Origin of the sequence: Pseudomonas sp. MF6767 (assembly GCF_016405475.1) — a bacterium.
Lineage (GTDB): Bacteria > Pseudomonadota > Gammaproteobacteria > Pseudomonadales > Pseudomonadaceae > Aquipseudomonas > Aquipseudomonas paracarnis.
In genome coordinates this window covers 571,307-592,155 of record NZ_JAEKCY010000001.1, presented here as the reverse complement: position 1 = coordinate 592,155, position 20,849 = coordinate 571,307, and the positions used below count along the sequence as shown (strand labels likewise).

The following is a 20,849-nucleotide window of genomic DNA, read 5'->3' as shown; positions in this document are numbered from 1 at the left end:
TCGACCTAAATGTGCGAACGGGGTTGAGAACAAAAATTTCACGCTTCGTGTTATATCGTAACGAATTGTGTACAAGTGGGCGTTGAGCAGATGCAAGTGGATCTAGAGGCTGACGGGGCTTCGGTTGAAGGCCTCGCGCGTTTTCAGCAGGGGCTGTTCCACGCCCGTCGATTGCGCCAGGCCGGTATCGGCCTGACAACCCTGGCCCTCAGTGGTTGGATATTGGCGCTGTTCGTAGCGTTGTTTGCACCCGTGTCGATCTGGCCGGTGGTATTGATCAACTGCGCGTCGGCCTTGCTGCTGCTGGTGGCCGGCTTGCAGTCGGCCTGGTGGGTGGCCGATTGGCGTGCCCAGGCGCTGGAAGTGCCGCGCGGCGAAGCGGTCGAACAATCCATCGAGCCCACACCCTGGCATAAGGGCCTGATCAACCGGTTCGGCAACGGCCTGTTGGCGCAGATTGGCGCACCGGTGCTGTGGTTGGGCGGCTGGTCGTTGCTGGCACTGGTCAGCATCCTGCAGTTCTGGAACCTGGGCTTGCCCGCTGCTGCCATCGGGCAATCGGCAAGTATTGGCGCAGCGCTCGCATTGGCCCTGGCGTTTGGCCTGCTGGTATTCGAACGCCGCCTGGCCCAGGAAACTGCCGCCCAATGGCCGGAAGCCTCGCAACTGGCGCAGTTGAGCCGGATGGCAATTATCTGCCTGGTGCTCAGCGCGATCTGCCTGCTGTTTGCCAATGCGGAGTCGGTCTGGCCGCTGCGCCTGGCCACCTTCATCGGGCTCCTGCCGGCGCTGGTCGCGCTGGAATTCCTGCTCAGGGGCGTGCTCTCGCTGTTCAGCCCGCGCCAGCCGCGTCTCGAACCGCGCCTGATGGCGCAGAGTTTTATCGCCGGCCTGCTGCGTTGGCCGCCGCAACCCTTGCTGGCGTTGCAGCATGAACTGCACAACCGTTTTGGCATCGACCTGCGCCAGATCTGGGCCTTCACTTACATGCGCCGAGCGTTTTTCCCGGTGTTGCTGGTGGTGCTGGCGGTAGGTTGGGCGCTGACCGGTGTGCATGAAGTGCCCCTGCAAGGCCGTGGGATTTATGAGCGTTTTGGTAAACCGGTTGAGGTGTTCGGCCCCGGGCTGCATGCGGGTTTGCCGTGGCCGTTGGGCCGCGTACTGAACGTGGAAAACGGCGTGGTGCATGAGCTGGCGACCAGCGTCAGTGACGCCGCCACACCGCAGTTGGCCGCAGCCGAAGGCCCGGCGCCGTTGATCGCCAACCGCCTGTGGGACGCCAGCCATGTGAATGACAAATCCCAGGTTATTGCCAGCAGCAGCGGCGACAAGCAGGGCTTCCAGATAGTCAATATGGACGTGCGCTTTGTCTACCGCATCGGCCTCACCGATCAGGCTGCGCTTGCCGCCACCTACAACAGCGCGGATATCCCGACCCTGATCCGCAGCACCGCCAGCCGCATCCTGGTGCACGATTTTGCCTCGCGCACCCTGGATGAACTACTCGGGGAGGAGCGCACCAGCCTCGCCGACGAGATTGGTCGCAGCGTGCAAGCCGACCTGCAAACCCTCGACAGCGGTGTGGAAATCCTCGCCACGGTGGTCGAGGCGATCCATCCGCCGGCCGGGGCCGCCAACGCTTATCACGGTGTGCAAGCCGCGCAGATTGGCGCCCAGGCTTTGATCGCCCGTGAACGCGGTGCCGCCAGCGAACAGACCAACCAGGCGCTGCTTCAAGCCAGTACCGCCCGCGATCAGGCCCAGGCCAGTGCCCGCGAAGTGAATGCCGGCGCCCAAGCAGCGAACCTGCGCTTTGCCGCCGAACAAAAAGCCTACGCCGCTGCGGGCCAAGCCTTCGTGCTGGAACAGTACCTGGGCCAACTGAGCCAGGGCCTGGCCCAGGCCAAGCTGCTTATTCTGGATCATCGTTTGGGTGCCGACAGTGCGCCGACGATCGATCTACGTTCTTTTACCTTGCCCGCCGACCCGTCGGCGCCGCGCAAAGCCGTTCAATAAGGAGTTCGTCTGTTGAGCGCTCATTCCCACGATCATGATCACGGTCATCACCACCATCACGGCCACCACCATCACCATCACGGCGATGAGCAGGCGACCGGGCCTTTTCCCTGGCGGCGCATGGCGTGGGCGGTGTTGCTGGTGCTGTTTGCCGTGGCAGCGGCGAGCCTGGTGCAAGTGCGTTCCGGCGAGGCCACGGTGATTACCCGCTTCGGCAACCCTGCGCGCGTGCTGCTGGAGCCGGGCCTGGGCTGGCGCTGGCCGGCACCGTTCGAAGCAGCGATCCCGGTGGACCTGCGCCTGCGCACCACGTCCAGCGGCTTGCAGGATGTGGGCACCCGCGATGGCTTGCGGATTATTGTGCAGGCCTATGTGGCGTGGCAGGTGCAGGGCGATGCCGACAACGTGCAGCGTTTTATGCGTGCGGTGCAGAACCAGCCGGATGAGGCGGCGCGGCAGATTCGTACCTTCGTCGGCTCGGCGTTGGAAACCACGGCGGCCAGTTTTGACCTCTCCAGCTTGATCAATACCGACGCCAGCCAAGTGCGCATTGCCGATTTTGAAGCGCAGTTGCGCCAGCAGATTGATCAACAATTGCTCACCACCTATGGTGTGCGCGTGGCGCAGGTCGGTATCGAGCGCTTGACGTTGCCGTCGGTGACCCTCACCGCCACGGTTGACCGCATGCGCGCCGAGCGTGAAACCATCGCCACCGAACGCACCGCCGTGGGCAAGCGCGAAGCGGCGCAGATCCGCTCCGCTGCCGAGCGTGATGCGCGCATCATGCAGGCCGATGCCACTGTGAAAGCCGCCGACATCGAAGCGCAGTCGCGGGTTGAAGCCGCGCAGATTTATGGCCGCGCCTACGCTGGCAATCCGCAGCTGTACAACCTGCTGCGTTCGCTGGATACCTTGGGCACGGTGGTCACGCCGGGGACCAAGATCATCCTGCGCACCGACGCCGCGCCGTTTCGCGCCCTGGTGGATGGGCCGAAGGACCTGCAGCCATGAGCGAGCCTGAAAGCCCGGACAGCCCGTGGATCCAGGCCGGGCGCCTGACGTTCCTGGCACTGTACGCGGTCACCGTATTGGCGGCGTTGGCCTGGGCCTTTTCCAATGTGCGCCAGATCGACCCGCAGAATCGCGCCGTGGTCCTGCATTTTGGCGCCCTCGATCGCATTCAGAACGCCGGATTGTTGCTGGCTTGGCCGCAGCCTTTCGAACAAGTCGTCCTGCTGCCAGCGGCCGACCGGGTGATCGAACGGCGGGTGGAAAACCTGCTGCGTTCCGATGCGGCGCTGCAGGCCGATCGCGTGGCCAGTTTCGCCACCCCCTTGAGCGATGCCCTGGCCGGCTCCGGCTACCTGCTGACCGGCGATGCCGGGGTGGTGCAGTTGGACGTGCGGGTGTTCTACAAGGTGACCGAACCCTACGCCTTTGTGTTGCAGGGCGACCACGTGCTGCCGGCCCTGGATCGGTTGGTGACACGCAGCGCCGTGGCCCTCACCGCAGCGCGGGATCTGGACACCATCCTGGTAGCACGCCCGGAACTGATCGGCAGCGACAATGGCGCCGCCGAACGGCGTGAGCGGCTGCGCGGCGACCTGGTGCAAGGCATCAACAAACGCCTGGCGGAGTTGGCGGCCAGCGGCTTGGGGCTGGGTATCGAAGCCACCCGCGTCGATGTGCAATCGAGCCTGCCAGGGCCTGCGGTGAATGCGTTCAACGCGGTACTGACCGCCAGCCAGCAGGCTGATAAAGCCGTGGCCAACGCCCGCACTGAAGCGGAAAAACTCACCCAGACCGCCAACCAGGAGGCTGACCGCCAGGTGCAAGTCGCCCATGCCCAGGCCAGCGAGCGCTTGGCCAATGCCCAGGCGCAGACCGCTACCGTTGCCAGCCTCGCCCAGGTCAAAGACCCCGGTTTGCTGTTGCGCCTGTACCGCGAACGCTTGCCGAAAATTCTCGGCCAGGCCGGTTCCGTGACCACCGTCGATCCCAAAGACGACTCCCGTTTGATCATCCAGGGAGCCGAGCAATGAGCGCACCCATGCTGACCTCAGCCGAGCAGCGCAGCGCTGCCCGGCAATTGACCTTGGCGATGCTCGCCCTGGGCTTGCTCGTGCTGGGCCTGGTGTGGCGCTGGCTCGCGCCCGACCAGAGCGGCGTCAGCCAGCTGCTGCTTGGCGTGGCATCCCTGTTGGTGGCGGTGCCGGTGATGCGTTCGGCCTGGTACAGCCTGCGCTTTCCGAGCCTGCACGGCATCACCGACCAATTGATCGCCCTGGCCATGCTCGGCGCCTGGGCCACCGGTGATCTGCTCACCGCCGCGTTGCTGCCGATCATCATGATCTTTGGCCATGTGCTGGAAGAGCGCAGCGTGATTGGCTCCCAGGAAGCGATCCATGCCCTGGGCAAACTCACCCGCAGCCACGCCCGCCTGGTGCAGGCGGACGGCAGCATCACCGAAGTGGATAACGGCACCTTGAACACCGGCGATATCGTCGAAGTGCGTGCCGGTGACCGCGTGCCGGCCGATGGCGTGGTGTTGTCCGGCCAGGCGAGCCTGGACACGGCGCCGATCACCGGCGAGTCGGTGCCGTTGGAAGCCAGCGTGGGCGTGCAGGTGTTTGGTGGGGCGATCAACCTCGATGGCCTGCTGCGCCTTGAGGTCACGCGTACCGGCAACGAATCGACGTTGGGCAAAGTCATTGCGCTGATGCAGAACGCCGAGCGTTCCAAGCCGCCGATCACCCGGCTGCTGGAGCGCTACGCCGGCAGCTATATGGTGTTGGTGCTGTTGCTGGCGGCGGTCACCTGGTTTGTCACCAACGATGCGCAGGCGATGCTGGCGGTGTTGGTGGCGGCGTGTCCGTGCGCTTTGGTGCTGTCGGCGCCGGCCACCGCTATTGCGGGGATCGCCGTGGCGGCGCGCCATGGCATTCTGATTCGCAGCTCGGCGTTCCTGGAAGAACTGGCCGACCTGACATCACTGGTGGTCGACAAGACCGGCACCCTGACCTTTGGCACCCTGCGTTTGCAGTCCATCGAGACCGCCGCGCCGGATCGCCAAGCGCTGCTGAACCTGGCGGCCAGCCTCGGTTCGGCAAGCAGTCATCCGGTCAGCCGAGCGTTGGCGGGGTTGGCGACCCAGGAGCAGATGCTGGTGCTTAGCGACATCCGCGAGCGTCAGGGCCTGGGCGTGGTCGCCCAGACCGAGCAGGGCGAAGCGGCGCTGGGACGGCCGGAGTTGTTTGAACAGTTGGGCATCGTCACCACCGCCGTGCCCACCCATGATGGCCCGATTGCCGGGCTGGCGTTGAACGGCGAGTTCCTCGCCTGGCTGCTGTTGGCCGACAGCGTCAAACCCGAAGCGCGCCAGGCCCTGCAAGAGCTGCGTGACTTGGGCCTGGGCCGCCAACTGCTGCTGACCGGCGACCGCCAAAGCGTGGCCGACAGCCTGGCGCTGGACGTGGGCATCAGTGATGTCGAAGCCCAAGCGCTGCCGGAAGACAAGCTCAACCGCGTGCTGGGCGAAATCAGCAGTGGTTTCAGGCCAATGGTGGTGGGCGACGGCATCAACGACTCCCTGGCGCTCAAGGCCGGCGTGGTCGGCGTGGCCATGGGCGCGGGCGGTGCGGACATCGCCCTGGCCTCGGCGGACGTGGTGTTGATCGGCAGCGACTTGCGCCGCCTGGGCACCTGTGTGCGCTTGAGTCGCCAGTGTCGGCAGACGTTGCAGGTCAATGTGATCATTGGCTTGGGCTGGACACTGGCCATTGTGGTGTTCGCCGCATTTGGCTGGCTGGGGGCGGCGGGCGCGATGATCGCGGCGGTGCTGCATAACCTCAGCACCTTGCTGGTATTGGGGAACGCCGGGCGTTTACTGCGCTTCCAGGAGCCGCTGTTGAAACTCGACGAATAATTTCAGAAATATTTGCTCACGGCTGTAACGCCGACAGGAGGCCTCACTCTAGTGCTGTGTCGAGACTGAACAATCCGTTCGGACCGGCTCCACTACTGATCATGAGGAATACAACAATGAGCATTAAATCCGCTGCTGCTGGTGCCGCCCTCGCAATGGCCGCTGCTTCTCTGTTCGCGGGTGTGGCCACCCAGGTACAAGCGGCAGACGCCACCGTTCACTGCTACGGCGTGACCTCCTGCAAAGGTATGAACGACTGCAAAACCAAGGACCACGCGTGCAAGGGCCAGGGCGAGTGTAAAGGGATGGGCTTCAAGGCCATGACCAAATCGGCCTGCGACGCTGCTGGCGGTAAAGTCGGCGAGTAACCGGCAAACAAGTGCAACCGCGGCGGCTGCCTGCTACCGCTGCGGACACTTTGCCCTGGAGTGAGTCATGTCCGCGTCCCTTCCAAGTCTGGGTTACGGCCTGGGTTTACGCAGTGAGTACTACCACCAGATCCTAGAACAGTCGCCGGCCGTGGATTGGTTCGAAGTGATCTCCGAGAATTACCTGGTACAGGGCGGCAAGGCCTTGTACTACCTGGATGCGATAGCCGAACGTTACCCCTTGGTGATGCACGGTGTGTCGTTGTCCATCGGCGGGCCACATGCCCTCGATACGGATTACCTGAACCACATCAAACAGCTCGCAGAGCGCATTCAGCCGGCGTGGATTTCCGATCACCTGTGCTGGAGCCGCGGCAGCGCGCATCAGTTACATGATTTGTTACCCCTGCCTTACACCGAAGAAAGCCTCTACCACGTGGCCGGCCGCGTGCGTCAGGTGCAGGACGTGTTGCAGCGCCCGCTGGTGCTGGAAAATGTCTCAAGCTACGTGCGTTCCAAGGCGGATGAATTCACCGAGTGGGAGTTCCTCAACGCCTTGGCCCACCTGAGCGGATGCCAGTTGCTGCTGGACGTCAACAACGTCTACGTCAGCGCACGCAACCATGGCTTTGATGCCTGGACGTTCATTCGTAACCTGCCAGCCGAAAGCATTCGCCAACTACACTTGGCGGGGCATATGGACTATGGCGACTATGTGGTCGATACCCATGACCATCCAGTGTGCGACCCGGTGTGGGCGCTGTATCAGCAAACTTTGGAGCATTTGGGCCCGGTGTCGACTTTGTTGGAACGCGATGACCATTTTCCGCCCTTCGAAGAGTTGCTCACCGAGTTGAACAAAGCCCGTGAGTTGGGTGCCAGCGCCTTGGCCCGGAGAGCGTTATGCGCCTGATCGACTGGCAGTTGGCGTTTGAACAGCATCTATTATCCGAAGCGCCCGCGGCCAGCAGTGGCTTTGCCGCCACCTTGCTGGGAGGGCCGACGTTGGATGTGGACACCGGCCTGGCGATTTACCACAACGCCTATCTGTCGCGACTGCAAGAGGTGCTGCGCCATGACTTCGGTGCCATCTGGTATTGGCTGGGAGATGAGCAGTTTTGCTCACTGACCGAGGCCTACATCCGCCGTTATCCGTCGGCCCATTACAGCGTGCGCTGGTTGGGCGAGCGCTTTGCGATGTTTATCGTTGAGCATTTGATGGCTGCGCAAAGTGCGCCTTTGGCTGAGTTGGCACGCCTGGAGTGGGCGTTCACCTTGGCGTTTGACGCCGCCGAAGGGGAGCCGCTGACCTTGAATGACATGGCGCATTTGGCGCCTGAAGACTGGCCCACCTTGCAGGTTGCGCTGGCGCCTTCGGTGCAGCAGCTGCTTTGCCGTTTCAACACGGTGGCGATCTGGCGAGCCAGCAAGGATGAGTCGGATTTCCCCGGCAGCCAGGCGCTGGAACCGGCGCAAATCTGCCTGGTGTGGCGCAACCAGAACCGCTGCCACTACCGCAGCCTGGAAGCCGCTGAAGCCTGTGCGCTGTCGGGCATGGTGACCATGGGCTGGAACTTTTCAGAACTGTGTATTGAGCTGGCGGTCACTTATTCAGAGGGGGCGTCGCTGCAAGCGGCCACTTGGCTGAAACAGTGGGTCCAGGAAGGTTTGCTCGAGCGCCGAGCGCCATAGAAGGGGGGCTATTCATTCGATAGCTTCCTACTTTGTTTGGCATGGTCTACCCTCACAGCAGACGTCTGAAACAAGGGGGGACTACTCATGCTCGCGCAACTTCCACCGGCCTTACAGAATCTTCAGCTACCGCTGCGTCTTCGACTCTGGGACGGCCATGAATTCAACTTGGGCCCCGAGCCCAGCGTCACCATCGTGGTCAAGGATCCCACGGTTGTATCCAGGCTGACCCATCCAACGCTCGACTCACTGGGCGAAGCCTTCGTCGAGGGCAAGCTGGAGCTGGAAGGCTCCATCACCGAAGTGATCAGGGTATGTGACGAGTTGAGTCACGCCTTGGTCGATGACGACGAGGAGAGTCGTCCGGTGCGCTCGATTCACGATAAGGCCACCGACGCCGCGGCCATTTCCTACCATTACGACCTGTCCAACGAGTTCTACCAGCTATGGCTGGACCAGGACATGGCCTACTCTTGCGGTTATTTCGAAACCGGCAGCGAGTCGATCGACCAGGCCCAACAAGACAAATTCCGCCACCTGTGCCGCAAGTTGCGGCTGCAGCCGGGTGAATATCTGCTGGATGTGGGCTGCGGCTGGGGCGGGCTGGCGCGCTATGCCGCGCGGGAGTTCGGGGTCAAGGTGTTCGGCATCACCTTGAGCAAGGAACAACTGGCGCTGGCCAAGGAGCGGGTGAAAGCCGAAGGCCTGGAAGACCAGGTCGACCTGCAATTACTCGACTACCGCGACCTGCCCCAGGACGGCCGTTTCGACAAAGTGGTGAGCGTGGGCATGTTCGAACACGTCGGCCACGCCAACCTGGCGCAGTACTGCCGGACCCTGTTCGGCGCAGTGCGTGAAGGTGGTCTGGTGATGAACCATGGCATTACCGCCAAGCACACCGATGGCCGCCCCGTAGGCCGAGGCGCCGGCGAGTTTATCGAGCGCTACGTGTTCCCTAACGGCGAACTGCCGCACCTGGCCATGATGACCGCCGAGATCAGTGAAGCAGGGCTGGAAGTGGTCGATGTCGAAAGCCTGCGTATGCATTACGCCCGCACATTGGACCATTGGAGCGAACGTCTGGAAGACAACCTGGAAGCAGCGGCGAAGATGGTACCGGAACAGGCGCTACGCATCTGGCGGCTGTACCTGGCTGGCTGCGCTTATGCGTTTGCCCGAGGCTGGATCAATCTGCACCAGATACTGGCAGTGAAACCCCATGCCGATGGCGGGCATGAACTGCCGTGGACGCGGGAAGACCTCTACCGCTGATCACGCTCAAAACCGTAGGAGCGAGCTTGCTCGCGAAAAACGTCAACGATAACGCGTACTAGCTGAATGAACGCGGCGCCTGTGAGTTTTTCGCGAGCAAGCTCGCTCCTACATTATTGGTTGTGTGTTGGCGGTTAGAGGATGGGTGAGATCAAGCGCGCAATGCGCATCCCCAGTTGTTGCAGGCGACGGGTCTCGCGGCTTTCTTCCTGACTGACTTCATGGGCCAGGGCAAAGTCGTCCAGCAGCATCTGCTCAACCTGGCTGGCGAAGGCTTCATCCACCGTCAGCAGCATCACTTCAAAATTCAGCCGGAACGAACGGTTGTCCATGTTGGCACTGCCAATTGCGCTGATTTCGCTGTCCACCAACACCACCTTTTGATGCAAAAAGCCCGGCGTGTAGCGAAACACCCGCACGCCCGCTCGCACCGCTTCGTTGGCATACAGGCTGGACGCGGCATATACGATGCGGTGGTCGGGCCGTGACGGCAGCAGCAGGCGCACATCGACTCCGCGCAATACCGCCAGGCGCAGGGCGGCAAATACCGCCTCGTCGGGGATGAAGTAGGGGCTGGTGATCCACACGCGCTCGGTCGCCGCATGGATGGCCTCGACGAAAAACAGCGAGCAGGTTTCATAAGGGTCCGCTGGCCCACTGGCGAGCAACTGGCAGAGCACGCCGTCTTCCGGGTAGGCATCCGGCAGGATCAGCGGCGGCAGTTCCCGTGCGGCCCAGAACCAGTCCTCGGCAAACGACTCCTGCAGGCAAGCCACCACCGGGCCTGTGACCTGCACATGGGTATCGCGCCATGGCGCCAGGGGCGGTTTTTTACCCAGGTATTCATCGCCTACGTTATGCCCGCCGACAAAACCGGTGATGCCGTCCACCACGACGATCTTGCGATGGTTACGGAAGTTGACCTGGAAGCGATTGAGCCAGCCACTGCGGGTGGCGAATGCCTTGACCTGCACGCCTGCCTCACGCAGCGCTTGCACATAACGATGGGGCAGGGCGTGGCTGCCGATGCGGTCGTACAGGACGTAAATGGCCACGCCCTGAGCGGCTTTTTCCTTCAACAGGGCCTGCAATTGGCGGCCCAGTTCATCATCGTGAATGATGAAAAACTGGAACAGCACGGCGGTCTTTGCGTTACGAATAGCCTCGAAGATCGCGCCGAAGGTGGCATCGCCATTGATCAACAGGCGCACTTCGTTGTTGGCCAGGCAGGGCATGCGGCCCAGCTTGGGCATGGCGCGCAAGGAGGCGTAGGCGCTGGAGTTGCGCGCCGCAAGCGCTTCCTCCACCCACGGGCGCCAGTTCAGTTCGGTGATGGCCGTGTGCATTTCCTGGTTGGCCTGGCGACGGGCCTGGATGTACGCGTCGAAGGTGCTGCGGCCAAAAATCAGGTAGGGGATCAGCGTCAGGTAGGGCATGAACATCAGTGACAACGCCCAGGCAATCGAGCCTTGTGCGGTGCGCACGGTCAGTACTGCGTGGATCGCGGCGAGCGTTCCGAGAAAGTGCAGCGTGGCAATGACGTAGGCGAGCAGGTGCGGGCCAAAGAAATCCATGAACGACGTAACTCCAGGCAGTCCAGTGCGTAACAGACCATGAACGGCTGTGAATGTCGCTATTTTATTTGCCATGCAACACTGGCTGCTTTGCGACGTCTAACGCCCACAATTACCCAGGAGTTACCCGATGAATGCTCGTCTGCTTGGTTTGGCCATGGTTGTTGGTTTGTCGCTGCCTGTGGCGGCGCAGGCGCAGATGCTGGCGCCGGGCTTGTGGGAATTGACCACCGGCAATATGAAAGTCGATAACCAGGACCTGCCGGACTTGTCGCTGATCCTCGGTCAACTCAAGCAACAGATGACCCCTGAACAGCGCGCCATGCTCGAAAAGCAAGGCATCAACATGGCCGGTAAAGGCGTACAGGTGTGCCTGACCCCGGCTCAGGTGGCCTCCGATTCGATCCCCCTGACCGACCCTCAATCGGGCTGCAAACAGGAAATCACCGACAAGAGCGGCAACCAGTGGAAATTCCGTTTCAGTTGCCCCAAAGCCCAGGGCACTGGGGTGGCAACGTTCCAGAGCCAGAAAGAATTCACCACCAGCGTCAACGGTACCTTCAATGCCACCGGGATCCAGCAGAAGGGTAGCCTGGACAGCCACGCCCAGTGGCTGGGCAACGATTGCGGTTCGGTCAAACCCCGCGCCTAACGCCCGAACTGCAGGGGCAAGCCCTGGCAACTGTTGACCACCTGGCCGTTGTGCCAGGCCAGGTGGCCGCTGACCAGTGTGGTACTCACGCTGTGGCGAAAGCTGCGTTCTGCAAAGGGTGTCCAGCCGCAGCGGGCGAGAATAGGCTGGCTGTTGACCGGCTTGCCAGCAGGCTCCGGTTTGATCAGTACCAGGTCGGCCCAGTAGCCCTCGCGCACGTAGCCGCGATCAGCAATGGCAAACAGGTCGGCCACGCGGTGGCTGGTCTTGGCTACCAGAGTGGTCAGGGGTAAATGCCCGTCGGCCACCAACTCCAGCAACGCCGGCAGGGCATGCTGCACCAGGGGCAAGCCCGAGGGTGCTTGCCGATAGTCCAACTGTTTTTGCGCCCAGGTATGCGGCGCATGGTCGGTGCCAATCACATCCAGACGATCACTCAATAACGCCAGGCGCAGCGCGTCGCGGTCGGCGCGGGTCTTGATCGCCGGGTTGCATTTGATCTGGTGGCCGAGGCGGTGGTAATCGCGGTCATCGAACAGCAGGTGGTGCAGGCAGACTTCGGCGGTGATGTGCTTGTCGGCCAGGGGCTTGTCTTCGAACAGCGCGAGTTCGCGAGCGGTGGTCAGGTGCAACACATGCAGGCGCGTGCCATGGCGTTTGGCCAATTCCACGGCAAACGATGACGAGCGATAACAGGCCTCGGCATCACGGATCAGCGGGTGGGCGACGGCGGGAATATGCTCGCCGAAGCGTTCGCGCAGGCGCTGCTCGTTGGCCAATATGCTGGGCGTGTGTTCGCAGTGAGCGAGCAGGATGGTCGGCGCCTCGGCAAATAGGCGCTCCAGAATGCGTGGGTTGTCCACCAGCATATTGCCGGTGGAGGCGCCCATGAACACTTTGACTCCAGCTACTTCACGAGGAGCGAGGGCCGCGACGGTGTCGAGGTTGTCGTTGCTCACGCCAAAATGGAAGCCGTAGTTGGTCACTGAATGCAGTGCGGCACGGCGCTTTTTATCGGCAAGGGCTTCCAGGTTCAGCGTGGCCGGGTGGGTGTTGGGCATGTCCATGAAGCTGGTGATACCACCGGCCACCGCCGCGCGGGATTCGCTGTAGAAACTGCCTTTTTCCGGTGCGCCGGGTTCGCGAAAGTGCACCTGATCGTCGATCATCCCTGGCAGTAGCCACTGGCCGTTGGCATCGATTTCCACCGGTTCGTTATCGCCTTGAATGCTGGCGGCAATTTTCTCGATACGACCATTGGCGATCAGTACGTCGGCGTCGAATACCTGGCCCTCGTTGACCAGTCGGGCGTTGCGGATCAGCAGGCGGCTCATGGTTCAGAACTCGTTTTGCAGGGCTTTGTAGCCGCGCACCAGGTCGACGTTGGTGCGTGCCACATCCTCGGAAAACTCCGAGGCGCTGACACTCACCGGCGGGAATTGCGACAAGTCGGTGTTGGGGCCGATACGCGTGGTAGAGGGCACGTAGAAAGCGGTGGGCAGGTCACGGCCGTCGACCACCGAGTTGTGGCGCACCACGCACCCATCGCCCACGGCGCAATTGAACAGCACGCTGTTGAAGCCAATAAACACGCGGTTGCCCACTGTACAGGGGCCGTGGACGATGGAGCGGTGAGCGATGGAGGTGAATTCGCCGATGGTCACCGCTGCGCCGGACTTGGAGTGGATGACCACGCCGTCCTGGATGTTGGAGTTGGCGCCGATGGTGATCGGGTCCATGGCGCCGCTGGCATCCACTTCGTCGGCGCGGATCACGGCGTAAGGGCCGACGAACACGTTCTCACCGATGATAACTTTGCCGCAGATGATCGCGGTCTTGTCGACGTAGGCCGATTCGGCAATCACCGGCAGGTCGCCGGAAGGATTTTTGCGGATCATGGCTGGCTCAGTGCGGCGCACAGGGTGTTGAGGTTGTATTCGAACAGCCCGATAAAGGTGCTGGCCGGGCCTTCTGCAGCGAGAGCGTCGGAGTACAGCGTGCCGCCGATCTGTGCGCCGCTTTCGTCAGCAATCTGCTTGAGCAGGCGTGAGTCCTTGATGTTTTCCATGAACACGGCTTTGACCTTGTCCTTGCGAATCTGAGTGATCAGCGCGGCAACTTCAGCGGCCGAAGGGTCACGTTCGGTGGACAAGCCCTGGGGCGCGAGGAACTGGATGCCATAGGCCTGGCCCAGGTAACCGAAGGCGTCATGGGAAGTGACGATGCGGCGGTTTCCCGGTGGCAGGGCGCCGAACTTGGCCTTGGCCTCGTCCAGCAGGCTATGGATTTGCTTGAGGTAGGCCTGGCTGTTGCTCAGGTAGGCGGTCTTGTTGGCAGGGTCGGCGGCTACCAGCGCTTTGGTGATGTTGCTCACATAAATCTCGGCGTTGGCCAAGTTGTGCCAGGCGTGCGGGTCGGGAATGGTTTCGCCATCCTCGTCCATGGTGTGGGAAATCACGCCTTTGCTGGCGGTGACCACCGTTGCCTTGGTTTCGGTGCTGGTAACCAGGCGGTCCAGCCACGGCTCGAAACCGAGGCCGTTCTTAATGATCACCTTGGCCTTGAGCAATGCCTTGGCGTCATCCGGCGTGGGTTCATAGGTATGGGCGTCGGCGTCCGGGCCGACCATGTTGCTGATCTGGATATGCTCGCCACCGATCTGGTGGGTGATGTCATTGAGAATACTGAAGCTGGTGACTACTTGGAGTTTGTCGGCGGCGTGGGCCATCGAAAGCGGCAGCAGCAGACTGAACAGCACGAGTAGAGCGCGCATCGGAACACCTCATTGGGATGTGAGCAAAGGCGGGCGGCGCAACAAACCGTGCACCGGACCGAACACCACGGACAACAAATACCCAGCGCCCGCCACCAGCACGATCGCCGGGCCGCTGGGCAGTGAGTAGTAGAACGACAGCAGCAGACCCAACCACACCGACAGGCAGCCCAGCATCGCCGATACCGCAATCAGCACCGGCAGGCGTCGGCTCCAGAAGCGTGAGGCGATGGCCGGCAACATCATCAAGCCAACCACCATCAACGCGCCGATGGCCTGGAAACCGATCACCAGGTTCAGCACCACCAGGGTCAGGAACACGCCATGGGCGAGGGGGCCGAGGCGGCTGACGGTTTGCAGGAACAGCGGGTCGAGGGTGTCCAGCAGCAGCGGTTTGTAGATCAGCGCCATGGCGATCAGGCTGAAACCCGAGACCCATAGCATGCCGGTCAGTGTGGTTTGATCCACGGCCAAGGCGGAGCCGAACAGCAGGTGCAGCAGGTCCAGACGCTTGCCGGCAAGGCCCAGGATCAGCACGCCGGCGGCCAAAGAGATGGGGTAGATGGCGGCGAGGCTGGCGTCTTCGCGCAGGCCGGTGCGGCGAGTGATCCACGCGGCCAGGCCGGCCATGCTCAGGCCCGCACCCAGGCCGCCGAGGGTCAGCGCGGGCAGGCTCAGCCCGGCGAACCAGAAACCCAGGGCTGCGCCGGGCAGGATGCCGTGGGCCACCGCATCACCGATCAGGCTCATGCGCCGCAGGATCAGAAACACTCCTAGCGGCGCGGTGCTGCAAGCCAGTACCAAACCGCCGATGAGTGCGCGGCGCATAAAGACGAACTCATGAAACGGCAGCCACAAGTGGGCAGTGAAGTGCATTCAGGCCACCTGCATCTGCGGTTGCGGGCGGATCAGCTCTTTGCTGGAGCCGAATACGCAGCCGGTGTTTTTGATCTGCAGTACGTGCTGGGTGTGGTGACGCACGGAGGCCAGGTCATGGCAGACGATCACCAAGGTGCGGCCTTCGTTGTGCCAAGCGTGGATGTGTTTCCAGCACAGCGCCTGACCGTCCTCATCGAGGGCTGCGTGAGGTTCGTCGAGCAGCAGGACGGATGCGTCGGCCAGGCTCATGCGTGCCAGCAGGGCGCGCTGCAATTCGCCTCCGGACAATGCCATCAACGGTCGGTGTTCCAAGCCAGTCAGGCACCAGTCTTCGAGTACCGCGTGCAGGCGTTGGCTGCGTTGTTGCGCGGTGTGTTGGGTGCCCCAGAAACCGGCAGCGACCAGCTCTTGCAGGCTGATGGGGAACTGGCGGTCCAAGTGTTGCTGCTGGGGCAGGAATGCCAGGCCGCCACGGCGTGGAACATCCACAATGACCTTTCCCGCCAGCGGCTTTTGCAGGCCGGCGATGACTTTGAGCAGGCTGCTCTTGCCTGTGCCATTGGCGCCGATGATGCCGGTGAGGCTGCCTTTTTCCAGGGTCAAATCCAGTGCCGGGGTGAGCGGTTGCCCAGGGGCACCCCAGCGCAAAGAGTTACAGGTGATCATGCAAAGTCTCTCGTCCAGCGGCTTTCAGCCACGGCATCGTGCGCGTGCAGGCTTTCGGCGTGGATCACTTTGAGGTGGAAGGCTTTGATGGCATCCGAGCGTTTCAAGGCGAGGTTCAGGCGGCGAGCGGCGTCTTCGCAGAACATCAGGTTCTGCCCGTTGGCCAGGGCGAAGGCTTGTTCGTCTGCGCGTTTCACCGCGGTTTGTACGGCGGTACCGAGCGCGGCTTCGGCAGCGTTGATCAAGTCGATTATCGGCAGGTCAGTACCTTGCAACTGAACGTGCAACTGCGCGCTGCTGCGTTGGCTATGGGGTGTGGCGACGATGCCGTTGGCACTGCCGAGCCAGGTCAGCAGCGCTTCGTGCTGCAACGGCGTGTTGGCGAAATCATCCACAAATTGCTGCTGAATCAACTGCCTGGCGAGGGCGGCGGAGCAAGGGCAGGTTGAGGAATAAGTAACGTCAATTTTTAGTTCCACGTGGAACATCTGGTTTTCCAGACGCGCTTCGATGCTCACCGGGTAGCTCTTCCAGCCGGCTAGCGGACTGACCAGGGCGGGTCGTTTAAGCAGCAACTGGGTGTTGATGCGCAAGTAAGCGTTCTTAGATAAACCTTCATGTGTGTCGAGAAAACGCTGCAGTACATTACGCAGCAGTGCAGGTGTCAGCGGGTGTTGATCGAGCATTTCCAGAGCCAGGTACAGGCGTGACATATGAATGCCACGGGCCGTGCCGTCGTCCAGGCTTACGCCCGCATCAGCGGTGGCGGCCAGGCGTTGACCGTCAATCTGGATCGGCAAGGCGATGCCGCACATCCCCACCCAGTCGAGTGGCAAGGCTTGGCGTGAAGCCTGCGCGGCGATATCCGGCAGAGTCAGCGCATTCATAAGCAGGTCCATCGTTGGAAATAATTCGACATGTTATAGTATAACAATACGAGCTACGATGAATTTTCTGCTCCAGCCTTTGTTCAGTCATATCGAGTAGGGACACTCCTTTATCTGCGGTATATGCCATGCACCGACGTCAGCTCCTCAACCTGCTGCTGGTCAGCCCCTTGTTCGCCTTGCCTTTGGGGGCTTACGCCACGCAGATTCGCAATGCACGCCTGTGGCGCTCGGAGGACAAGCTGCGCCTGGTGTTCGACCTCAGCGGCCCGGTGCAATACAAGACCTTTTCCCTGACCTCACCGGACCGCTTGATCATCGACTTGAGTGGCGCCGGGCTCAGCGGCGACTTTTCCCAATTGGCGTTGGAGAATAGTGGGATTACCTCGATCCGTTCCGGGCATTTCGGCAAGAGCGATACGCGCATCGTGCTGGACCTGATCGAGCCCATGCAGCTCAACAGCTTCGTGCTGCCGCCCCAGGATGGCCAAGGCCATCGCCTGGTGTTGGACCTGACCAACGCGACCCGTGTGCCCCGTCAAATCGCCGCTGAGACGGCACCCTTGGTAACTCCGGTAGATAAGGCGCATCCCAAGCGCGACATCATCGTGGTGGTCGACCCCGGCCATGGCGGCAAAGACCCAGGTGCCATTGGCTCCAAGGGCCAGCGCGAAAAAGATGTGGTGCTGTCGATTGCCCAGTTGTTGGCTAAACGCTTGAAGCGCGAAAAGGGTTTTGACGTAAAACTGGTGCGCAACGACGACTTCTTCGTGCCGCTGCGCAAGCGCGTGGACATCGCCCGTCAGCACAAGGCCGATATGTTTATCTCAGTGCATGCCGACGCCGCGCCACGGCTGACCGCGTCGGGCGCCTCGGTGTATGCGTTGTCGGAAGGGGGCGCCACTTCGGCTACGGCACGTTTCATGGCCCAGCGCGAAAATGGCGCCGACTTGCTGGGCGCCACCACCTTGCTCAATCTGAAGGACAAGGACCCGATGCTGGCCGGGGTCATTCTCGACATGTCGATGAATGCGACCATCGCCTCCAGCCTGCAACTGGGTGGCTCGGTATTGGGCAGCCTGCAAAACATCACCAGCCTGCATCAGAAACGTGTGGAGCAGGCGGGGTTCGCCGTGCTCAAGTCACCGGACGTGCCTTCGATCCTGGTGGAGACGGGTTTCATTTCCAACCCTCGGGATGCCCAGCGGCTGGTGACGGCGCGCCATCAACAGGCGGTGGCGGATGGCCTTTTCGAAGGACTCAAGCGTTACTTCCAGAAGAACCCACCCATGAACAGCTACATGGCCTGGGTGCAGGCGCAGAAAAACAGCCAGGTCTAACAGCCGGTCATTCGGCTGCAAGTGAACTTGGCGCTGGCGCCCCCTGAGCTGGAAAACCGGTTGATGGTGGTCCAGCCCACGCGCCGCGTGTAGCCAACCCACGCCTCGCCATCCGATGCCAACCCGGTAAAAAACGTCAGTTGCCCATAACGGCTGTTGGTCTGCGCCCAATAGCGTTTGCCGATCACTTCGAAACCGCGCAGATACGTAGTGCTGCCGACGGTCGCCACGCTATAGGCATTGCCCAACGGGTCTACACAAGCGAGCAGGTTGGCGCTGCGTGTGCAGTTGGCCAACAGGCTGGGTGCCTGGGCGCAGGCAGGCCCGGCGACTGCCAATAGCAGCGCGCACAGCAGGTATTTCATCGAGGTTCTCGACATAGGCAGGTGACCCAGCATTGCGCCCTTCGTCGCGGCGAGCAAGAGGGATTGGCTTATTTGTATTGTTATACTATAACATAAAAGCACAGCCCGACCCGCGAACCGCTTCCCATGACCGAACACGATCTTTTGGCCCAACCAGCGGCCGACTACATGAATGAGGCCCAGCAGCGCTTCTTCCGCGAACTGCTGCTGGCTCAGCGCGATGACCTGCAAGCCCGTATCGACGCAGAGTTCCAGGCGCTGCGCGAGCAGGAAACCAACAGCGATCTGGCGGATATCGGCAGTGCCGAAGAGCAACGCCAATGGCAACTGCGCCTGCTGGAGCGTGAAAAGAAGCTATTGGACAAGATCGACGACGCCTTGGAGCTGCTGGCTCGTGGCGAATACGGCTGGTGCCGTGAAACCGGCGAACCCATCGGCCTGCAACGCCTGCTGCTGCGTCCCACCGCCACCTTATGTATCGAAGCCAAAGAACGTGAAGAGCTGCGCGAACGCCATAGACGGGCAGTTTGACCGGCCAACCTTGATGAGGAATACCTGATGCCCAATCGTCTCCCTGTGACCGTGTTGTCCGGCTTTCTCGGTGCCGGTAAAAGCACGCTGCTCAACTATGTCCTGCGCAACCGCGACAACCTGCGGGTGGCGGTGATCGTCAACGACATGAGCGAAATCAACATCGACGGCAGCGAGGTGCAGCGTGATGTCACGCTCAATCGTTCGGAAGAAAAGCTGGTGGAGATGAGCAATGGCTGCATCTGCTGCACCTTGCGTGAAGACTTGCTTGAAGAGGTGGGAAAACTCGCCAAAGAAGGTCGTTTCGATTACCTGCTGATCGAATCCACCGGTATTTCCGAACCTTTGCCCGTGGCCGAAACCTTCACTTTTCGCGATGAAAACGAGCAAAGCCTGGCCGACATTGCACGCCTGGACACGATGGTCACTGTGGTCGACGGTATGAATTTCCTGCTCGACTACCAGGCCGCCGAAAGCCTGGCTTCACGGGGCGAAACCCTCGGTGAGGAGGATGAACGTTCCATCACCGACCTGTTGATCGAACAGATCGAATTCGCCGACGTCATCCTGATCAGCAAGATCGACCTGATCAGCAGCCGTGAGCGCGAAGAACTGATGGCCATCCTCGAGCGCCTCAACGCCCAGGCGGAAATCATCCCGATGGTTATGGGCGAAGTGCCGCTGAACAAAATCCTCAACACTGGCCGTTTCGACTTCGAACGCGCCGCCCAGGCCCCGGGCTGGTTGCAGGGATTGCGCGGTGAGCATGTGCCGGAAACCGAAGAATACGGCATAGCGTCCACTGCTTACCGTGCGCGCCGGCCATTCCATCCACAGCGGTTTTTCGACTTTATCGACCGCCCCTGGGTCAACGGCAAGCTGTTGCGCTCCAAGGGTTTCTTCTGGTTGGCCAGCAAACATCAGGATGCGGGCAGTTGGTCCCAGGCGGGCGGGTTGATGCGCCATGGGTTTGCCGGGCGTTGGTGGCGCTTTGTGCCGAAAAGCCAGTGGCCTCAGGACGAAGAAAGCGTGGCGGCGATCATGGCTAACTGGCAGTTGAGCACGGGTGACTGCCGTCAGGAACTGGTGTTTATCGGGCAAAACATCGACTTTGCCCAGATGCGTACCGAGTTGGACGCCTGCTTGCTCACCGATGAAGAAATGGCCCTGGATGTCGAAGGTTGGCGCCAGCTACCCGACCCGTTTGGCCCTTGGTACGAGCAGGTCGCCTGATGCTGGCCCCGGTCATTCCCCTGCGCCCTGTCATCCGCCAAAGCTGTGGAGAAACGCCGCTGGCGCTGTCCGACATCCTCAATGATGGCGTCAACCTGGCGATCTGGCAGCGCCAATTGCCCCTGCATATCGCCGAGTTTGGCGCTTTGCTGGTGGCGCTCAATGAACCGTTGGCCGAGTCCTTGGTGGTCGAGTTGGCTAGCGAAGACGCCGTGCCGAACTTGCAAGGTTTTGCGTCCAGCTGTCGCGATCTTGAAGGCTACGATGGGTTTATCGCCGATGTGTCGTGGCTGGTCAGTGCATTCGCCTGCCTGTTGGGCGCCAAGCGCATCGGCGTGCGTTTACGGCTATTGGACAAGGCCATGTGTCCGCGTTTTCACGTTGATCACGTGCCGGTTCGGCTGATCACCACCTACGCCGGTATCGGAAGCCAATGGTTGCGCGAAGGCGTTATGGACCGGCGCAGATTGAGCCAGGCGGATGCCGAGCCCACTGAGCGCATCGAGCAGATCCATTGCGGTGAAGTGGCGCTGCTTAAAGGCACCAAATGGCACGGCAATGAAGGACATGGGCTGATCCACCGCTCGCCAGCGCTCAAGGCCGATGAGCGACGGTTGATCCTGACGCTGGATTGGCTGGCATAACCGCGTAGGATCAAACGCTCTACACGGCCTGA

The 20,849-nt window shown here is 61.6% G+C and carries 21 protein-coding genes; 13 read left to right on the top strand and 8 right to left on the bottom strand.

Features of this window, described 5'->3' with window-relative positions; genetic code table 11:
• Window positions 1–90: 90 nt before the first annotated feature.
• The 8 genes from hflK (JFT58_RS02690) (at window position 91) to cfaB (ending at window position 9,273) form a co-directional block, all read left to right on the top strand.
• Complete coding sequence (gene hflK / locus JFT58_RS02690) at window positions 91–2,016, top strand: protease modulator HflK (RefSeq protein WP_054896112.1); 1,926 nt, start codon at window positions 91–93, stop codon at window positions 2,014–2,016.
• Window positions 2,017–2,025: 9 nt separating this feature from the next.
• The gene (gene hflC / locus JFT58_RS02685; RefSeq protein ID WP_161793234.1) at window positions 2,026–3,027 is read left to right on the top strand and encodes a protease modulator HflC; all 1,002 of its coding nucleotides are present in this window, start codon (window positions 2,026–2,028) and stop codon (window positions 3,025–3,027) included.
• Window positions 3,024–4,058: a protease modulator HflK gene (hflK, locus tag JFT58_RS02680; protein WP_003195796.1), complete on the top strand. Its 1,035-nt coding sequence runs from the start codon at window positions 3,024–3,026 to the stop codon at window positions 4,056–4,058. The genes hflC and hflK (JFT58_RS02680) overlap by 4 nt, the downstream gene beginning before the upstream one ends.
• Entirely contained in the window at window positions 4,055–5,941 is a 1,887-nt protein-coding gene (locus JFT58_RS02675) for a cation-translocating P-type ATPase (RefSeq protein ID WP_054896095.1), read from the top strand. The genes hflK (JFT58_RS02680) and JFT58_RS02675 overlap by 4 nt, the downstream gene beginning before the upstream one ends.
• A 116-nt stretch (window positions 5,942–6,057) precedes the next feature.
• A complete protein-coding gene (gene bufA2 / locus JFT58_RS02670; protein ID WP_003195792.1) occupies window positions 6,058–6,309 on the top strand; it encodes a BufA2 family periplasmic bufferin-type metallophore in 252 nt (83 codons plus the stop codon).
• Between the two features lie 67 nt (window positions 6,310–6,376).
• Window positions 6,377–7,222, top strand: a complete 846-nt coding sequence (bufB, locus tag JFT58_RS02665; RefSeq protein WP_054896094.1) for an MNIO family bufferin maturase — start codon at window positions 6,377–6,379, stop codon at window positions 7,220–7,222.
• Window positions 7,213–8,001 (top strand): HvfC/BufC N-terminal domain-containing protein, encoded by a 789-nt coding sequence (locus JFT58_RS02660; RefSeq protein ID WP_054896093.1) that lies wholly within the window; start codon window positions 7,213–7,215, stop codon window positions 7,999–8,001. Before bufB ends, JFT58_RS02660 begins: the two co-directional genes overlap by 10 nt.
• A gap of 87 nt (window positions 8,002–8,088) precedes the next feature.
• Window positions 8,089–9,273 (top strand): C17 cyclopropane fatty acid synthase CfaB, encoded by a 1,185-nt coding sequence (gene cfaB / locus JFT58_RS02655; protein WP_014720571.1) that lies wholly within the window; start codon window positions 8,089–8,091, stop codon window positions 9,271–9,273.
• Between the two features lie 134 nt (window positions 9,274–9,407).
• On the opposite strand, the gene cls is transcribed toward cfaB, so the two are convergent.
• Window positions 9,408–10,847 (bottom strand): cardiolipin synthase, encoded by a 1,440-nt coding sequence (gene cls, locus JFT58_RS02650; RefSeq protein WP_034129166.1) that lies wholly within the window; start codon window positions 10,845–10,847, stop codon window positions 9,408–9,410.
• A gap of 130 nt (window positions 10,848–10,977) precedes the next feature.
• On the opposite strand from cls, the gene JFT58_RS02645 reads away from it, so the two are divergent.
• Entirely contained in the window at window positions 10,978–11,499 is a 522-nt protein-coding gene (locus JFT58_RS02645; protein WP_198834287.1) for a DUF3617 domain-containing protein, read from the top strand.
• On the opposite strand, the gene JFT58_RS02640 is transcribed toward JFT58_RS02645, so the two are convergent.
• From JFT58_RS02640 to folE2, 6 genes are read right to left on the bottom strand one after another with little or no spacing between them, the layout of a single operon-like run.
• Window positions 11,496–12,833, bottom strand: a complete 1,338-nt coding sequence (locus tag JFT58_RS02640) for a dihydroorotase (RefSeq protein WP_054896091.1) — start codon at window positions 12,831–12,833, stop codon at window positions 11,496–11,498. The two genes, JFT58_RS02645 and JFT58_RS02640, sit on opposite strands and share 4 nt — an antisense overlap.
• A gap of 3 nt (window positions 12,834–12,836) precedes the next feature.
• Window positions 12,837–13,397: a gamma carbonic anhydrase family protein gene (locus JFT58_RS02635; RefSeq protein WP_054896090.1), complete on the bottom strand. Its 561-nt coding sequence runs from the start codon at window positions 13,395–13,397 to the stop codon at window positions 12,837–12,839.
• Window positions 13,394–14,272 carry a metal ABC transporter substrate-binding protein gene (locus tag JFT58_RS02630; RefSeq protein ID WP_054896089.1) on the bottom strand — a complete coding sequence of 293 codons (879 nt, stop codon included), beginning with the start codon at window positions 14,270–14,272 and terminating at the stop codon, window positions 13,394–13,396. Before JFT58_RS02630 ends, JFT58_RS02635 begins: the two co-directional genes overlap by 4 nt.
• 9 nt (window positions 14,273–14,281) lie before the next feature.
• Complete coding sequence (locus JFT58_RS02625; protein ID WP_054896088.1) at window positions 14,282–15,148, bottom strand: metal ABC transporter permease; 867 nt, start codon at window positions 15,146–15,148, stop codon at window positions 14,282–14,284.
• Window positions 15,149–15,817, bottom strand: a complete 669-nt coding sequence (locus JFT58_RS02620) for a metal ABC transporter ATP-binding protein (protein ID WP_054896087.1) — start codon at window positions 15,815–15,817, stop codon at window positions 15,149–15,151.
• Entirely contained in the window at window positions 15,814–16,704 is an 891-nt protein-coding gene (gene folE2 / locus JFT58_RS02615) for a GTP cyclohydrolase FolE2 (protein ID WP_054896086.1), read from the bottom strand. The genes JFT58_RS02620 and folE2 overlap by 4 nt, the downstream gene beginning before the upstream one ends.
• Before the next feature lie 128 nt (window positions 16,705–16,832).
• Between folE2 and JFT58_RS02610 the strand changes: the two genes are divergently transcribed.
• Window positions 16,833–18,044 (top strand): N-acetylmuramoyl-L-alanine amidase, encoded by a 1,212-nt coding sequence (locus tag JFT58_RS02610; RefSeq protein WP_054896085.1) that lies wholly within the window; start codon window positions 16,833–16,835, stop codon window positions 18,042–18,044.
• Here JFT58_RS02610 and JFT58_RS02605 read toward each other — a convergent pair.
• Window positions 18,041–18,409, bottom strand: coding sequence for a hypothetical protein (locus JFT58_RS02605; RefSeq protein ID WP_034129159.1), 369 nt, complete (start codon window positions 18,407–18,409; stop codon window positions 18,041–18,043). The two genes, JFT58_RS02610 and JFT58_RS02605, sit on opposite strands and share 4 nt — an antisense overlap.
• Before the next feature lie 126 nt (window positions 18,410–18,535).
• On the opposite strand from JFT58_RS02605, the gene dksA reads away from it, so the two are divergent.
• The 3 genes from dksA to JFT58_RS02590 are packed head-to-tail and all read left to right on the top strand — an operon-like array spanning window position 18,536 to window position 20,817.
• The gene (dksA, locus tag JFT58_RS02600) at window positions 18,536–18,940 is read left to right on the top strand and encodes an RNA polymerase-binding protein DksA (RefSeq protein WP_034129158.1); all 405 of its coding nucleotides are present in this window, start codon (window positions 18,536–18,538) and stop codon (window positions 18,938–18,940) included.
• A 27-nt stretch (window positions 18,941–18,967) separates the two neighbouring features.
• The gene (gene zigA, locus JFT58_RS02595; protein WP_054896084.1) at window positions 18,968–20,173 is read left to right on the top strand and encodes a zinc metallochaperone GTPase ZigA; all 1,206 of its coding nucleotides are present in this window, start codon (window positions 18,968–18,970) and stop codon (window positions 20,171–20,173) included.
• Window positions 20,173–20,817, top strand: coding sequence for a DUF1826 domain-containing protein (locus JFT58_RS02590; RefSeq protein ID WP_054896083.1), 645 nt, complete (start codon window positions 20,173–20,175; stop codon window positions 20,815–20,817). The genes zigA and JFT58_RS02590 overlap by 1 nt, the downstream gene beginning before the upstream one ends.
• The last annotated feature ends 32 nt before the right edge of the window (window positions 20,818–20,849 follow it).

Bases quoted from the DNA above. Each gene is read 5' to 3' on its own strand.
- JFT58_RS02660 (WP_054896093.1), top strand. From the start codon at position 7,213: ATGCGCCTGATCGACTGGCAGTTGGCGTTTGAACAGCATCTATTATCC.
- JFT58_RS02645 (WP_198834287.1), top strand. From the start codon at position 10,978: ATGAATGCTCGTCTGCTTGGTTTGGCCATGGTTGTTGGTTTGTCGCTG.
- JFT58_RS02610 (WP_054896085.1), top strand. From the start codon at position 16,833: ATGCACCGACGTCAGCTCCTCAACCTGCTGCTGGTCAGCCCCTTGTTC.
- cls (WP_034129166.1), bottom strand. From the start codon at position 10,847: ATGGATTTCTTTGGCCCGCACCTGCTCGCCTACGTCATTGCCACGCTG.
- JFT58_RS02605 (WP_034129159.1), bottom strand. From the start codon at position 18,409: ATGAAATACCTGCTGTGCGCGCTGCTATTGGCAGTCGCCGGGCCTGCC.
- JFT58_RS02590 (WP_054896083.1), top strand. From the start codon at position 20,173: ATGCTGGCCCCGGTCATTCCCCTGCGCCCTGTCATCCGCCAAAGCTGT.
- hflK (WP_003195796.1), top strand. From the start codon at position 3,024: ATGAGCGAGCCTGAAAGCCCGGACAGCCCGTGGATCCAGGCCGGGCGC.
- bufB (WP_054896094.1), top strand. From the start codon at position 6,377: ATGTCCGCGTCCCTTCCAAGTCTGGGTTACGGCCTGGGTTTACGCAGT.
- dksA (WP_034129158.1), top strand. From the start codon at position 18,536: ATGACCGAACACGATCTTTTGGCCCAACCAGCGGCCGACTACATGAAT.
- JFT58_RS02630 (WP_054896089.1), bottom strand. From the start codon at position 14,272: ATGCGCGCTCTACTCGTGCTGTTCAGTCTGCTGCTGCCGCTTTCGATG.
- JFT58_RS02635 (WP_054896090.1), bottom strand. From the start codon at position 13,397: ATGATCCGCAAAAATCCTTCCGGCGACCTGCCGGTGATTGCCGAATCG.
- cfaB (WP_014720571.1), top strand. From the start codon at position 8,089: ATGCTCGCGCAACTTCCACCGGCCTTACAGAATCTTCAGCTACCGCTG.
- JFT58_RS02620 (WP_054896087.1), bottom strand. From the start codon at position 15,817: ATGATCACCTGTAACTCTTTGCGCTGGGGTGCCCCTGGGCAACCGCTC.
- zigA (WP_054896084.1), top strand. From the start codon at position 18,968: ATGCCCAATCGTCTCCCTGTGACCGTGTTGTCCGGCTTTCTCGGTGCC.
- hflK (WP_054896112.1), top strand. From the start codon at position 91: ATGCAAGTGGATCTAGAGGCTGACGGGGCTTCGGTTGAAGGCCTCGCG.
- JFT58_RS02675 (WP_054896095.1), top strand. From the start codon at position 4,055: ATGAGCGCACCCATGCTGACCTCAGCCGAGCAGCGCAGCGCTGCCCGG.
- JFT58_RS02625 (WP_054896088.1), bottom strand. From the start codon at position 15,148: ATGCACTTCACTGCCCACTTGTGGCTGCCGTTTCATGAGTTCGTCTTT.
- folE2 (WP_054896086.1), bottom strand. From the start codon at position 16,704: ATGAATGCGCTGACTCTGCCGGATATCGCCGCGCAGGCTTCACGCCAA.
- bufA2 (WP_003195792.1), top strand. From the start codon at position 6,058: ATGAGCATTAAATCCGCTGCTGCTGGTGCCGCCCTCGCAATGGCCGCT.
- JFT58_RS02640 (WP_054896091.1), bottom strand. From the start codon at position 12,833: ATGAGCCGCCTGCTGATCCGCAACGCCCGACTGGTCAACGAGGGCCAG.